The sequence below is a fragment of the Nocardia sp. NPDC050175 genome (genome assembly GCF_044459885.1).
Classification (GTDB): domain Bacteria; phylum Actinomycetota; class Actinomycetes; order Mycobacteriales; family Mycobacteriaceae; genus Nocardia.
Genome location: NZ_JBITJI010000002.1, coordinates 193,562 through 207,236 on the forward strand (window position 1 = coordinate 193,562; position 13,675 = coordinate 207,236).

Annotated in this window: 14 protein-coding genes; 11 read left to right on the plus strand and 3 right to left on the minus strand. The window is 64.6% G+C overall.

Annotated features, from left to right (window positions below):
• Positions 1-135: 135 nt before the first annotated feature.
• Positions 136-942 carry an HAD-IB family hydrolase gene (locus ACIBK2_RS06440; RefSeq protein ID WP_396964373.1) on the minus strand — a complete coding sequence of 269 codons (807 nt, stop codon included), beginning with the start codon at positions 940-942 and terminating at the stop codon, positions 136-138.
• 482 nt (positions 943-1,424) lie between these two features.
• Between ACIBK2_RS06440 and ssd the strand changes: the two genes are divergently transcribed.
• From ssd to ACIBK2_RS06465, 5 genes are all read left to right on the plus strand, one after another.
• Complete coding sequence (gene ssd, locus ACIBK2_RS06445) at positions 1,425-2,537, plus strand: septum site-determining protein Ssd (protein ID WP_396964375.1); 1,113 nt, start codon at positions 1,425-1,427, stop codon at positions 2,535-2,537.
• Positions 2,534-3,652, plus strand: coding sequence for a TadA family conjugal transfer-associated ATPase (locus ACIBK2_RS06450; protein WP_396964377.1), 1,119 nt, complete (start codon positions 2,534-2,536; stop codon positions 3,650-3,652). Before ssd ends, ACIBK2_RS06450 begins: the two co-directional genes overlap by 4 nt.
• 328 nt (positions 3,653-3,980) lie before the next feature.
• Positions 3,981-4,880 carry a TniQ family protein gene (locus ACIBK2_RS06455; protein WP_396964379.1) on the plus strand — a complete coding sequence of 300 codons (900 nt, stop codon included), beginning with the start codon at positions 3,981-3,983 and terminating at the stop codon, positions 4,878-4,880.
• 342 nt (positions 4,881-5,222) lie between these two features.
• Positions 5,223-6,308 (plus strand): TniQ family protein, encoded by a 1,086-nt coding sequence (locus ACIBK2_RS06460; RefSeq protein WP_396965835.1) that lies wholly within the window; start codon positions 5,223-5,225, stop codon positions 6,306-6,308.
• Between the two features lie 126 nt (positions 6,309-6,434).
• Positions 6,435-6,776 carry a DUF6247 family protein gene (locus tag ACIBK2_RS06465; protein ID WP_396964381.1) on the plus strand — a complete coding sequence of 114 codons (342 nt, stop codon included), beginning with the start codon at positions 6,435-6,437 and terminating at the stop codon, positions 6,774-6,776.
• 170 nt (positions 6,777-6,946) lie between these two features.
• Here ACIBK2_RS06465 and ACIBK2_RS06470 read toward each other — a convergent pair whose 3' ends face one another.
• Positions 6,947-7,852, minus strand: coding sequence for a hypothetical protein (locus tag ACIBK2_RS06470; protein ID WP_396964383.1), 906 nt, complete (start codon positions 7,850-7,852; stop codon positions 6,947-6,949).
• 264 nt (positions 7,853-8,116) lie between these two features.
• On the opposite strand from ACIBK2_RS06470, the gene ACIBK2_RS06475 reads away from it, so the two are divergent.
• The 4 genes from ACIBK2_RS06475 to ACIBK2_RS06490 all read left to right on the plus strand — a co-directional run bounded on the left by ACIBK2_RS06475 (position 8,117) and on the right by ACIBK2_RS06490 (position 11,897).
• On the plus strand, positions 8,117-8,344 hold the full coding sequence (locus ACIBK2_RS06475) for a helix-turn-helix domain-containing protein (RefSeq protein WP_396964385.1): 228 nt from the start codon (positions 8,117-8,119) through the stop codon (positions 8,342-8,344).
• 149 nt (positions 8,345-8,493) lie between these two features.
• Positions 8,494-9,561 carry a TniQ family protein gene (locus ACIBK2_RS06480; protein ID WP_396964387.1) on the plus strand — a complete coding sequence of 356 codons (1,068 nt, stop codon included), beginning with the start codon at positions 8,494-8,496 and terminating at the stop codon, positions 9,559-9,561.
• Positions 9,562-9,705: 144 nt separating this feature from the next.
• Entirely contained in the window at positions 9,706-10,281 is a 576-nt protein-coding gene (locus tag ACIBK2_RS06485; protein WP_396964389.1) for a hypothetical protein, read from the plus strand.
• Positions 10,282-10,961: 680 nt separating this feature from the next.
• Positions 10,962-11,897 (plus strand): hypothetical protein, encoded by a 936-nt coding sequence (locus tag ACIBK2_RS06490; protein WP_396964391.1) that lies wholly within the window; start codon positions 10,962-10,964, stop codon positions 11,895-11,897.
• Positions 11,898-12,036: 139 nt separating this feature from the next.
• Here ACIBK2_RS06490 and ACIBK2_RS06495 read toward each other — a convergent pair whose 3' ends face one another.
• A complete protein-coding gene (locus ACIBK2_RS06495) occupies positions 12,037-12,894 on the minus strand; it encodes a nucleoside triphosphate pyrophosphohydrolase family protein (RefSeq protein ID WP_396964393.1) in 858 nt (285 codons plus the stop codon).
• Positions 12,895-13,002: 108 nt separating this feature from the next.
• Here ACIBK2_RS06495 and ACIBK2_RS06500 point away from each other — a divergent pair, with 108 nt between their 5' ends.
• Positions 13,003-13,275: an acyl carrier protein gene (locus tag ACIBK2_RS06500; protein WP_396964395.1), complete on the plus strand. Its 273-nt coding sequence runs from the start codon at positions 13,003-13,005 to the stop codon at positions 13,273-13,275.
• Positions 13,272-13,631: a helix-turn-helix domain-containing protein gene (locus ACIBK2_RS06505; RefSeq protein WP_396964397.1), complete on the plus strand. Its 360-nt coding sequence runs from the start codon at positions 13,272-13,274 to the stop codon at positions 13,629-13,631. Before ACIBK2_RS06500 ends, ACIBK2_RS06505 begins: the two co-directional genes overlap by 4 nt.
• The last annotated feature ends 44 nt before the right edge of the window (positions 13,632-13,675 follow it).

A 13,675-nucleotide genomic window follows, 5' to 3' on the forward strand; every position in this document is an offset into this window, starting at 1 on the left:
GGCGTGTCGAGCGGCGTTTCGTGGTTCAATGCCTGGTCGCGATTTCCTCGGCGTTTCGCCGGCAAACCCCCTCGGCAAGTACCCCGCTTCCGCTCGAGCAGCACGGTGCGCGGCTCGATGCGCGGTGGCTAAGGCTCAGCTGCGGCGGCGCAGCAATCGATAGCTGATCGCGCCGGCGAGTACCGCGCTCAAGCCGACCACCGCGGTGGCGGCAAGGGTGGTGGACGATGGCGCCTGGAAGCGAGCCCACAGCGACACCGGATTCGAAAAGGTCAGGATGGGCCAACCTTTGGCGACCGCCTCGCGGCGCAGGTTGCGATCCGGATTGACCGCCGTCGGATGGCCGACCGCGTTCAACAGCGGCAGATCGGTGACCGAATCGGAGTACGCGTAGCAGCGCGAGAGATCGTAACCCTCACTGGCGGCCAGCTTTTCGATCGCGGCGACCTTGCCCTCGCCGTAACAGTAGAACTCGACCTCGCCGGTGTACTTGCCGTCCGCGACGACCATCCGCGTCGCCGCGGTGTGCGAAGCGCCGAGCACCTCCGCGATCGGGCCGACGATCTCCTCGCCCGAGGCCGAGACGATCACCACGTCGTGGCCCCGGATCTTGTGGTCGGCAATGAGATCGGCCGCCTCGGCGTAGATCAGCGGGTCCACCAGCTCGTGAAGCGTCTCGGCCACAATGGATTTCACCTGCTCCACGTCCCACCCGGCGCACATGTTCGTGAGATGGGCGCGCATCCGCTCCATTTGGTCGTGGTCGGCGCCGGACAGCATGAACAGGAAGTGGGCGTAACTGCTTTCGAGTACGTCGCGGCGATTCAACAGGCCTTGCGCGTAGAAGGGCTTGCTGAAGACGAACGTGCTCGATTTCGCGATCACGGTCTTGTCGAGATCGAAGAAGGCGGCGACGCGTCCGTCCGCGGTGGGTGAGTCCACCCGACCAGCATAGGCGTACGCCGGGATCCGCTTCGGCCGCGCGCGGGCCGGGTTCGTCGCGGCGGTTGCGCGGGACGGAACTGGGGATCGTCTGGGGACAGCGCCGGTGTCGGCCGCGGTCGGCTGCCGGGCCGCAGTCGCGGCCGCGAGCGGGGAGTTTGCCCCGCGGCCACGGAGCAGGTAATCGTCGTAAACTTCTGCCGCGACAGACTTGCGTTGTGGGCGGGGCTTGGGTGTAGTATTGCTGGCACCTGGACATGGTCCAGGCGCGTTCAGCCCGACCCCCCGGGGCTGAACCCGACGGCCCCAGCCTCCTCCCCCCCCGGCTGGGGCCGTCCTCTATTCAAGGGACGGTTCACGTCCTGCTCGGCAGCCTTCGAATCCCGCGCCGCAGCACGCAAAAGTTCTCCACACCCCCGAGTTATCCACAATCGGCGCATCGCCTCTTCTGTCGTCGCGCGAATTCGGCCACGCTCGGCCGCATGAATCTTGAAGTGGCGCCGGACAACAGCAGCCCGGCACCGGCACTGGTGCTGCTGCACGACCCCCGGCTGCGCGACGAAGTACGCCGCGTCGCCGCCGCGGCCGAACGTGCCCTCGACGAACGTTCGCTGCCCGTCGGCAGGCACGCCTGGACCGCAGCGCCGTTGGTGATCCTGGACACAACCACGGCGAGGGAGGCCGCCGAAGCCGGGTATCTGCGCCGAGTCGGCGTCGTGCTGGTCACCGACGGCGAACCCGGCCTGCCCGACTGGCAGGCCGCCGCGGCCGTCGGTGCCGAGCGCGTGATCGCGCTGCCCGGCGGCGCCGAAGGACTTATCGAGATGTTTGCTGAGTACGGCGAACACCGCACAGGAGACGGTGTCGTTGTCGCCGTCGCGGGTGCCGCCGGGGGAGCCGGAGCGTCGACACTGGCCGCCGCGCTCGCACTGCGATCCGCCGCCGAAGGGTTCCGGCGCGACACCGTGCTGGTCGACGGCGCACCCCTCGGCGGTGGTCTCGACCTGCTGCTCGGCATCGAAACAAGCGCCGGACCGCGCTGGCCGGACCTGGTCGTCGAGGACGGCAGAGTCTCCGCGGCGGCACTGCACTCCGCCCTGCCCACCGCGGCGCCCGGCCTGGCGGTTCTCGCCTGCGGCCGCTGCGGTGCGGGCCGGTTGCCACGCGAGATCGGACCCGCCGCTGTGCGCGCCGTGATCGAAGCAGGCCGTGCCGCAGGCGATTTGGTGGTTTGCGACATTTCCGGCGAACGCGGCCCACACGCCGATCAAATGCTCGACTCGGCCGACCTCGTCGTGCTGGTCGTCCCGGCCCGGTTACGCGCCGTGGCCGCCGCCGAGGCCGTATCCGCCCACATCGGGCGTCGAAACCCCAACCAGGGCTTGATAGTCCGAGGTCCGGCCCCCGGCGGTCTGCGCGGGCCCGAGGTGGCGGAGGTGCTCGACCTCCCGCTGCTCGCCGCCGTCCGTGCCCAACCCGGTTTGGCCGCCCGCCTGGAACGCGGCGGATTGACCGTGCACCGGCGCGGGCCACTCCGCGACGCGGCCGACGCGGTCCTCGATGTCTTGAGCGCGCCCGCTGGGCAGCGGCGATGAGTGCGTTGGTGACGTCCGAGTTGTTGGATCGGGTGCGGGAGCGGCTTTCCGGTGCCGCGGGGGATCCGGATCCGGCGCAGGTGGCCGCCGCTATTCGGGCGGAAGCGGGCGGGGTGCTGGGGGACACGGATCTGCTGCGGGCGCTGCGGCTGTTGCAGACCGAGATGACCGGGGCCGGCGTGCTGGAGCCGCTGTTGCACGATCCACAGGTTGCCGATGTGTTGGTGACGGGTCCGGATGCGGTGTGGATAGATCGCGGGCACGGCCTGGAGAAGACCTCGATCACCTTCCCGGACGAGGCGGCGGTGCGCAGGCTCGCGCAACGGCTTGCCCTGTCGGCCGGTCGACGGCTCGACGACGCGCAGCCGTGGGTGGACGGCAGGCTCTCCGGAACCGGAGCGGCGCTGGGTGATTCGTTCGGCGTGCGACTGCACGCCGTACTCGCGCCGGTCGCGCACGGCGGCACCTGCCTGTCGCTGCGGGTGTTGCGGCCCGCCACCCAAGGTTTGGACGCGTTGGCGGCCGCGGGTGCGGTACCGGCCGACGCAAAGCGACTGCTGGAGCGGATCATTCAGGCCCGATTGGCGTTCCTGGTGGTCGGCGGCACAGGTGCGGGCAAGACGACGCTGCTCTCCGGCCTGCTCGCCAAGGTCGAACCGCGCGAGCGAATCGTTTGTGTGGAGGACGCCGCCGAACTCGCGCCGCCACATCCGCATGTGGTGCGGCTCGTCGCGCGCACCGCGAACGTCGAGGGCGTCGGCGCGGTGACCGTCCGCGACCTGGTGCGACAGGCTCTGCGCATGCGACCGGACCGCATCGTCGTCGGCGAGGTCAGAGGCGCCGAGGTCGTCGATCTCCTGACCGCACTGAACACCGGCCACGACGGCGGTGTGAATCCGCACTCTAGATTTCACCCGACCGCCCAACATTTCACCGCACATTTCACCTGCGCTAGTGAACATTTCACCAGCTGGGGCGAGAGAACCGCACCGAGATGTCAGCAACAAGACCGCATCCCGATGTCAGCGAATTCGGCGTGTGCCTGTTCAAGGTTCCGGAGGCGCTTTGGGCTCGAAGATTTCAGCGGTTTCCGCATCAGGCAAGGTCCGAGGTAGGCCTGACGGTTGGCAGGGACAGTGGAGGACATCTGCTCCGCCGCCGGGAACCAGTTCTACGGAACGGCCGTCGAAAATTGACATGGATAACTATCCGAACGTTGCGCGGCTTCGGCTTGAGCCCGATGGTGTCCAAGCGCGGTGGGCCGCGGCGCGACTTCGAATCGCCTTTCACCTGGCCTACGGACATCCGAGCGGGCGTAGACGAATGCGCCGACTTCTGCGCCGAGGCGGCCAGTGGTAGACCCCGGCGTAGACAGGCGGGGCATAATCAGCGGCCGTGCTTGAGGCATCGACGCCGACACGAGGCAGAACAGCTGGAACCAGCATGCGGCCCGGTCTGGAGTCGTCGAAATCCGTTGTGTCTTCGGTGATTACGGGCGCCGGGCTCCTAGCTTTTTGCCCGCGCCCGCTGGCTGGCGAGTCGTTTTTGAGCTGGATAGATGTCGTCGCTGAGTGTTACGGCATTGGCCGTCAACAAGCGTTCCACACAGTCGGGCTGAGCTGGGCTAATCATCGGCTGTCGCGATTGTCGCTTGCGATGCCCGCTCAGTTCGCCGACCAAGTGGTGGTGCGAACGGGTCTGTCTCCGTCAGAGCTCAAAGACTTGACGATTGCCCGCTATCCCGGGCTCGATGATGCCGTTCGTGGAGGAGATCCGCTCTGGGTTCAGGCAAATACCAGTGCGGCCTGTGTGGACTGCCTGGGGGAGAACGGTGGCCGGTGGATGCTGGAATGGAAGATGGCATTTGTCGTGGCTTGCCAGATGCACGGACGTTTTTTGGTGGGGCGCTGTGGGTGTGGGCGCGGACTACACAGAAGCAGCATCCACAGCGCTAGCCGGTGGAGGTGTACTGGGCTACCCCGCGCAATCATCACCTCGCCGGAACCGGGTGGTCGATGCACACGCCGGGTCACTGATCTCTCGGCACCAGCGCCACGTGACGTCGAGCTGCTGAACACGCAGGCCGCGATCATGGCACTTGTCACCGCCACGTCGCCGACAGAGTCGGCGACGTCGACGTTCGCAGACCTGCAATGGGCGGCTCGACTCGTCGCCGAGACTGGCACCGGTGCTGTGCTGGATGACTGCGCGGACCCGCTCGTGTGCGAGGTATTCGAACAGTTCTGCCGCTACCGCGCCGAATTCAGATCCAAGGACACTGCCCGGTGGAGTCGCCAGCGCAGCCAGCTACTGCACGGGTACGCGACGACCGGGTACTCATGAGCGCCGTCCTGCAGGTCGCCGCTCGCTTGGTGTTCGCCAACGACCGAGATGAGCAGGCACGTTGGTACTGTTCGGTTGCCGACCCTGTCGCTGTGAACATTTTGCTGCACAAGGGATTTCGGCGCTCTATACCCCCGTCCGTTCTATCCAACTTGTACCGTCGTGCCGTCTCCGATCGCCGATGATGGCGAACAGTAAACGCTAGGAGGTAGAGGCCGATCCAGGTGAGTCACAGTGAATCCCTGTCGAGCGACACCAAATACCATCTCCTGCGCGCCGACTCGTGCGGTGCGCCTGTACGGACAGAGGAATGGCTTACCCCTCTGGTTCGGGTCGACTGACATGATCGCCGGTCGTGACGAACACAGGGATCGAGCCAGTCAGAGTCCAAGGTCGCCGCAGTGGTTCGGGTTCTGTCCGCGCCCCCTTCCGGGCGAGTCGTTGCTGAGCTGGATCGATCAGGTCAGCGCCACCTTCGGCTTCACACGCGACGACGCTGCCGAACTGGTCGGGATCAGTAGGCGTTGGGGTGATCGACTATCTCGCGATCTGTACATGCTGTCCCGAGATGACCTCCCGCACTTGATGTTCCGAACCGGTTTGGGCGAACTCGACCTCAGAATGATGACAGCGGAATGGCTGGTAATGGGTCCCTGGGCCGGCTGCCTCCGCGGCCGCTACTACGGCATCCAAGGCTTCGACATGATGTCCAGCGCCGCGTGCCCGGACTGTGTGGCCGAGTCAGACGGTCGATGGCAGCTCCTGTGGAAGTCGGGGTTCAATGTCCTGTGCGCAAAGCACCGTTGCTATCTCGCCAGCGTGTGCGTCTGCGGACGGCGGCTACACCGCGTCGACCGCGGGGAGATCAGCCGCTTTCGCTGTGTCGGTATCACGGCGGGGCAGAGCCGTGGATTCGGTCCGTGCGATCAAAAGGTTGCTGACCTGCCAGTCGCCCGTGTGGAAGACCCGCGGGTGGTGCAGGCTCACGCACAGGTTTTCGGTTTGATCACATCCCGAAAGCAACGCACCGACCAGCAGAACGAGCGAGTCTGGTCCGATCTCGCATGGGCAATCCACCTAACCGCAGAGCTGGGGACAGCCGAGTTGGTCGAGGGCACGGATCCGTGTGTGGCCGAAGCATTCGACAGGTTCTGCCACCGTCGGGAATCCACCAGAACACGTCACGGGGATGTGAACGCGAGACTGAAAGCCGACGAGCAGGACGAGCGACTGGTGATGGCCGCCTTCCTGCGAGTGGCGACTGCCCTCGCATTGTCGGATGACCAAGGCGCTCAGGCGATGTGGTTCTGCGACACAGTGTCACCGCAGTGGAAGTCCGCACCCCAGGTGTTCATCCACCTCGATCCGAAAGGCGGGCTGCCTCAGGTATTTCGCGCCCTGGGCATGCCGAACAGGCCGTGGCGCTAACTGCTTTCATCGCCCCTTGCGGCAAACGCCGGTGGTCACAAGTCGCGTGTTCGGCGCCACGCGGCTGGGGCTGGAGGCGACAATGCAACGCCGCAGTTGGACGAATGGTGGGCCTATCGTGTTGACGTGGCCTTCCATGAGTCGTCTGCTTCGCCGGCGCTTCCCGAGTTGTCGGCACCGTGTGTGCCCAGGGAGATTCGTGATGCCCTTGTCGGTTCAGAACGTGTGGAGTTCGAGCGCCGGTATGGCGAGGAGATGGCGGCTTCGGCACAGACTCTGGACCTGACTGGTGTATTCGCGCTGCTGGCGACCTTTGGCACGGTGGCCGAAACCACCCGCCGTCACGGCGTCGACTCGCACATCAGGATGCTCGCCCAGGTCGCGGACCTCAAACAGGGCTGGGACGTCGCCGATAACATCGACGCGGCCGCGCACCGAGCGGAGATCAACGCCAAACTCGGCTTGTAGGTCGATGAACTGTTACGAGATCGCTTCCGCGGGCTGAGAACGGGGTCGACGACATACCGACGATCCGGCGGTTTTCTGTGCCGCCGCTGATCTCTTGGGCCAGTAGCGAGCGCTGGCGACCATCAAACGAGAGATGGCCGCCAGCAACGCGCAGGTGCGCTGGTCGGCAGTCAGGCCGCGTGCAATGAGGCGGAAGCCTTGCGCAAGGCCGTGCGGCGGTTGGTTTCGGCCTTGGCGCGTTCACCGCGCCGGAGTTGATCATCCTGTATGCGGATCCACCCTTGGGTCATTAGCCAGCGTTGTTGCGCCCGGCCATCGGTTGCGTTGAAGAACAGCGGGATGCCCTTGCAGTCGGCGGTCGATGCGGCGATCTGTTCCCAGGTCGGGCTTTGATCCTCGTGGAGTCGTCGATAGAAGCCGATGTAGCGGGCGACGAGGTGGCCCACAGTTGCCGCGGAGGCGGATGAGACGTGGTCGCCGTGGAAGCGGTTGTAAAACCGTCGGCCGGTGCACAGCGAGCGAGGGGTGCGATTCGATGTGATCCACCCGGCCCGGTCGAGGATGGTGAATGTCGGTTTCCTGGCCAGCCGATACTCGGGCATCTCCCCGAGTGTCAGGATCCACCACTCCACGACTGGGTCGGATTGCCATGCGTCCTGCCAGGTCGGGCCGACGCCGTGATTGGCCCAATGCAGCGCGACAGCCGCCGACATTGCCTCACCGAGTGAGTCGACATCGGTGCGAATCAGCGCCTCGAACTGTTTGATCTCAACCCGCTCCTCGGCGGTGACTGCGGACACCTTACTGCCCGGCAGGGTGGCCGCCGCCGCGTTCACTGCGTCCGACGTCGGTACCTGCCCGGCCTCCAGCAACTCGATGATGATCGCGGCAGCTTCGCCGGTGTATCGCGCTAGATCCAGCGGTGCACGTTTGGCGAAGCCGTAGCGAGCCGGGGCGATCGCTCGCGACAACCGTGCGGCGGCGAGGGTATCGCCAGCCAACTCAGTGGCGGCCAGCCACGACTGGGCTGCGTAGTCGACGCCGACCCGGCGCCCTTTCAAAATCACTGTGGACAACGCTCTAGCTCCGATCTCGTGTGATGTGGTCAGTCACTCGAAGCGAGTCGATCCACGACGGACGCTCGCCGAGCTCGGCTTGCGCGGACTGCTCGGATCGGTCCGGTCGTGAGGGCGCACGTGGCGTCGGGTCGAGCATAGTACGACATTTATGCATGGGATGAAAGCGCATAGGACGTTTACGCTCTGGATCATTGTGCGCTGGACATATGGGGTTGGCTTCGTATGTCCAGCCCAGGCAAGCCCCCGCGCAATCCGACCGCTATGGCGTTCGGATCACGGGTACGTGAGCGGCGAACCGAACTCGGGTGGAGCCAGGAAGTCGCTGCCCACGCCTGCGGGGTGCATTGGACTTACCTCGGCCAGGTCGAACGTGGTCGGCGCAGTCCTCGGGTGGAAAACATCATGAGGTTCGCGACTGGGCTACAGACGACACCGGGTCGATTGATGGATGGCCTGCCCGTGCCTCCAGCACCGGAAGATCCGGTCTAATCGACTCGCCTGCTGCGGGCTTCACCGTAGGTGACGGACAGGCAACCGTTGCGCCCGTCATACCGGCCGGCACAACGCAACGTCCCGCGGGCGCCGGTGCTGGGACATCGCGTCGCCAGCATGACCCACGCGCTGTCGAGATACCCCCGGTGGCAGGATCTTTCGCCGTCGCCCAGACGCTGGCACCACCCCCAGACCCTCGGCCTACGCAGTTGGCGCTGCTCCCGCGCCCACTTCCGGGCGAGTCGCTGTTGAGCTGGGTTGATCACGTCGCGTCGACATTCGGTTTGTCCCGCACCGATACCGCACAACACCTAGGACTGCATACCGCGTCGATGGCAAAACACCTGCTGCGCATCAACGAACCCGATCTGGATCACCTGCGAGCGCGCACCGGACTCACCAGCGAAGAGTTGTCCGCCATGACCGCTGATTCAGGACTGGCCAAACGCGCGACGGGCGGCCGCCGAGTACCTTTCTACGCCGGGGTCCAGCGATTCATGGACCGGAACTCGCCGGCATGCCCACAATGCGTGGGCGAGACCGAGGGGCGTTGGCAACTCGATTGGCGGCTGGCGATATCCGTGTTCTGCCACCGGCACCGGTGCTATCTGGTCAGCCAATGCGAATGTAGGCATCGACTGCACCCCTCGGATCGCGGCAGCGCGAGCCGGTTGGTATGCGCCACCCAGCGATCGCAGAGGCTGCGCCCCTGCCGCCGCCTAGTCGCCGACTTGCCAGCTATCGCATTGAACGATGAACACCTCGCCGCTGTCGGTCAACTCATCGATCAGCGTCTCACCGATATTGAAGCGCCCGAACTCAATTGGGCCATGCACCTTGTATTGCGGGTTGGCAGCGAGCGCCAGATCGAGGACGCCGATCCAGACGTCTACGCCGCCTTCTCTCAGTTCTGCCGCCGCCGCGACGCCCTTTTGGCCCGTCTACGTGGCCAGCCAGGCATGGTCCTGATCAACGAACCGGCACAGGAACGGCTGATCCTGGCCGCCGTCGTACGCATCGCGGGGGCACTTGTGTTCGCCGACGACCTCAACGAACAGGCTCAGCGGTTCTGTGAGCTCGCCACGCCGCGATGGGACACCGTAAGATCCGACATCCTGCACCCACGCGTCAGCTGCGCCCGACTGGTGCGCGCCTTCAACACCTATGGCATGCCGGGCAAATCGAAGTGGAATAAGACCCGGACCAATCCGTGAGCAGGACAACTCGATCCACGCCCATACGAGATGTGCTCGGGTAGCCTCGCCATCGCAACCGATTCGGCCACGACGGAGTGCGAATGGGCAAGATCGGGTTCCATTTGGCAGGCGATCTCGTGTGGGTGCACGGGCAGCGAGGTGATGCCCACGGCCCGCATCGCCGCCGGCGGCGTCGATACGCCCTACCGCAGCGTGCCCGCAGCCATCTTCCTGCTGGCCTACGCCGCAGCCGACAGCCTGGTGACCCAGGCGTCCAAGCAACAGGGCGTGCTCGGCGGCGCGGACGGTAAGACACCCCTCGGGCTCGGCAGCAAGGGATTGGTCGAGGCGTGGGCTCATCATCGTCCACTGATGGCACGGGCGCGGATCACGCCGACAGGTGCCACTGGAATCCACCCGTGGCGGCTGCTCGAATCCGACGATCTGAATCAATACTTGACCGATGCTTGCTTATTACGCAACCGGCTGGCCCACAGCGGTGCCACGCAGGGCGCGAAGCTCCGCTCGCCGTACTTCGTCAAACTCGGTAAAGCACAGTTGGATTCGATGACGTTGATGCTTGCCGAGGGCCTGCTCCAGTCGGTTCAGGACATTGCGTATCTGACCCTTGACGAGGCTGCTCGCCAGGACTGGGAGTGGGTGTTGCCGACTCAATCGGGAACCTGGATGATGTCCCGACGGCTGTGGCGGCACGAGGGGTTCCCACTGCCCGAATAGAGGTGGGGGATTCTGGGCGGTTGTAGCAATCCAGAACGCTGCGACCAAGTCCTCCGGCACACGCCCGATTCGTCGCGTGGCGACAGGCGACGCTCGGATTGGGGGTTCGTGACGGTTGGTTCAACAGGTCCGGCATAGTTGAACTCGTCGGCCGAACTTATTGCCCGACAACATGATCGTACAGATCGAGCCGAGCCGCAGCTGGCCCATCGGCGCGGACCAAATCATCGACCTCGGCCCGATGACAACGCGGATACGATGGCGCCGGGCCCTCATGTTGGTGACACGCCACTCGTGTTTCGAACCCTGTCCGGTGGGGTGCGGTGTTGATGACGAATATCTCGCTCTGGCGCCCGGCGAAAATGCTGCAGTTGTAATCGCGGCCTGTCGGCGGTGTTTGGTCTCCCGAGCGGCTCGAGCGACGTAGCAGCATTGGTCGCGACTCGAACATATGTGTCAGTGCGTTGGTGCACGATGGTTATTGATGACCCCTGAGATGGAGTGTGATCACGATAGAGTGAGTCGCGTTTCGTGCGGATGTCGGCTACGAACGGGGCGGATGGAGGGATAATGACGGGGCATGATGACGAGACTCGTGACGATGATGCTGTCCTGCCGGCTCCGGTCGGCGAGGAGGGGGATATCGATTGGGAACAGCGACGTCGGATAGCAATTCAAGCGTGGGAGCTGGGGAAGGAGACGATGGCGCCGAAGCCGCAGAGGTCAGTTCCCGGATCACGGCTGGCGGCGCGTCGGGAGCCGCCGCAGAGCTCCCCGGACGCAGCTACACCCCCCTCTTCCGAGCACAGAACGAGCACCGGTATCTCCGCCAGACGCTGATCGCTCAATATGAGCAGATCTATAGCTGCAATCTGGTCGTCATGATCGACCAGATCAGCATGGACAGCGTCACTCTGCTGGCCGAATTGCTGCACAACCTCGACCCGTCCAAAGATCTGCATATGCTGCTGGGTTCCCCAGGTGGCGATGGGGAGACCGCGGTGCGGCTGGCGCGGATGGCCCAAGCTGCCGGGGACCGGTTCGTGTTGCTGGTTCCGGAGTCGGCCAAGAGTGCGGCGACGATTCTGGCGTTGGGCGCCCACGAAGTCATCATGGGCCCGACCTCGGATCTGGGCCCGATTGACCCACAAGTTCTGATCCCGGATCGTGGATACGTCAGCGCGAAAGACATCATCGCCGCAGTCGAGCGTTCCCTGAAAGAAGTTGCTGCCGAACCCAATACCTTCCCCTTGCATGCGGCGATGCTAGGTGGCATCGATGCCACCATCGTGCAGTTCGCGCGTTCGGCTCTGGCGCGCACCGGGGATCTGGCCCGGCAGGCTGTGAGCTCCAACCCCGACCGCAGCACGACCGAAACCACCGGGCTGTGCAAGAAGCTGGACAAACCCCTGATCAGCGCTCCGCATTCGCACGGTGCGTCGATTGGTGCCCAAGAGGCGATCAAGGCTGGTCTCCCGGTCAGCGAACTGCAGCCCAAAGATCCTCAATGGCAAAGAATCTGGGGGTTGTGGACGCAGTACTTCGCCGTGGGCCCGATCCACAAGCTGATGGCGTATGAGGGCGCAAGGGCCTCGCAAGTTCGCATTATGAGCTGACTCTGCTTGGATCTTCCGTTGTAGTCCTCGTGCACTCCTGCGGGTTGCGGAGGGCTATGAGCCTTAGCCTGGTGGGGTGGGGTATCGGTTCCGTGGCCGTCGATAGCCCATCTGGTGCGGCGGCCGTACATGTTTGGAGTCATTCGGGCGGTGTGAATCGCAACGATTGCTGGTCTGCGTCGAATTCGACCGAGCCGCCGCCGTGTATCAGGAGCTGGCGAAACATGTTGTGTCCCTGGATTATCGCCGATTCCCAGTCGGCGGCGGAGCGTACGCCGACCTCGAGGGTGGAGGTCATCAGAGCGATCGAGTCCAGGAAGGTCTGCTCGAGGCGGGTGATGCCGTCGAGGTGGTTGTGTGAGGCGCCGTAGGCGAACGCGAACGCCGCGACACCTTCTTCGATCACGATGCCGCGCCCGCCGTCCTCGGCCTCGTCAATATCCGCTGTGGATTTGCGCTTGCACTTCAGCAGCGCCCGCGTCACTGGCGACCATCCCAGGATGGTGGCGTAGGCGAGGTGAAAGACGTCGTGAAATCGGTACCCGTCGTCATTGAGGGCGTTGTCGGTCAAGGCGTCACCGATCTGGTGTCCGCCCATGTGCACGGTCACTTCCTGGCGGCCGTCGGCGTTGACGCGCTGGTGAAAGGTGTAGATCCCCGAGCGCGGTAGCCGCTCGTTCGGTGCGGCGCCGGCGTCGAGTTGATAGCCCGGGGTCGGCAACCACCGCGTACGGGTCCTATGCAGGTTGGCCTTGGCGATATCGTCAAGATCCAGGCCGAGGTTGTTGGCGATCGCGGCCACGTACCACAGGACGTCGCCGAGTTCCTCGCGCATCTGTTTGCGCCAGCCGCCGAAGGCGTCACCATAGCGCATGCGCGTTTTCGACACTGCCGCAACGGATCCGGCCTCACCGCATAGTCCGAGCAGGTGCACGGTCAGGTCGGTGGAGTGTTGGTCGGTATGGACCACTTCATGTTGGTACTCGCTGAGCTTCACGCGCCCTCCAATGATTGATGATCAAACGGGGTGTCGCAATATCCAACAGATGTTGTACCATCGAACGGGCTGTTGGTAAACCCGACAATGGCAGAGAGTGAGATACCGATGACTGAACCAGAAGTGGTGGACCTGATAGTGGATCTGCTGGCAGAGGACGCCGGTCGCGACCCGGGCCAGTTGTATGCCGAACTCGTCGAGCTCGGCGACGACTTGCCCATCGACTCCTTGCTGGCCGTGGACATCCTCACCCGTGTGCAGAACGCGACCGCGACGTTCCTACCGGCCACCGAGGAGACGGCACGCGCGATGCGGTCGGTCCGGGCGTTCGCCCGAGCGGTATGGCGCAGGCTCGACGTCCAGCGGGTGGAATCGGCATGAGCAGCACGGAGGGTGAATTCGATCAGTTCGACCAGACGGCCTTAGCGAAACGGTTACGGGAAACCCGTGAGTACCTAGGGCTGTCGCAGCAGCACGTGAGTTCGGTGACCGGCATTGCCCGCTCGGCGATCTCTGAGATCGAGCGGGGCAACCGCAAGGTCGACAGCCTCGAACTCCGCAAGCTGGCACGTTTGTACCAATACCCGGCGAACTACTTCCTGGGCGAGGAGAATCCGTCGAGCGAACCGACCACGGCATTGGGGCGCGTTCTGGTGGACCTGACCAACGACGACTACGAACAGGTGCGAAAGTTCGCCGAGTACCTCAGCTACAGCCGCCGAACGGGGCGATCGTGAGGACAGGAGGGCTTCGATGTCTTGGCTGATGGCCAACCGGGTCG

Coding starts and splice junctions, on each gene's coding strand:
- ACIBK2_RS06500 (WP_396964395.1), top strand. CDS start 13,003: ATGACTGAACCAGAAGTGGTGGACCTGATAGTGGATCTGCTGGCAGAG.
- ACIBK2_RS06505 (WP_396964397.1), top strand. CDS start 13,272: ATGAGCAGCACGGAGGGTGAATTCGATCAGTTCGACCAGACGGCCTTA.
- ACIBK2_RS06455 (WP_396964379.1), top strand. CDS start 3,981: ATGCGGCCCGGTCTGGAGTCGTCGAAATCCGTTGTGTCTTCGGTGATT.
- ssd (WP_396964375.1), top strand. CDS start 1,425: ATGAATCTTGAAGTGGCGCCGGACAACAGCAGCCCGGCACCGGCACTG.
- ACIBK2_RS06460 (WP_396965835.1), top strand. CDS start 5,223: ATGATCGCCGGTCGTGACGAACACAGGGATCGAGCCAGTCAGAGTCCA.
- ACIBK2_RS06475 (WP_396964385.1), top strand. CDS start 8,117: ATGGCGTTCGGATCACGGGTACGTGAGCGGCGAACCGAACTCGGGTGG.
- ACIBK2_RS06485 (WP_396964389.1), top strand. CDS start 9,706: ATGCCCACGGCCCGCATCGCCGCCGGCGGCGTCGATACGCCCTACCGC.
- ACIBK2_RS06450 (WP_396964377.1), top strand. CDS start 2,534: ATGAGTGCGTTGGTGACGTCCGAGTTGTTGGATCGGGTGCGGGAGCGG.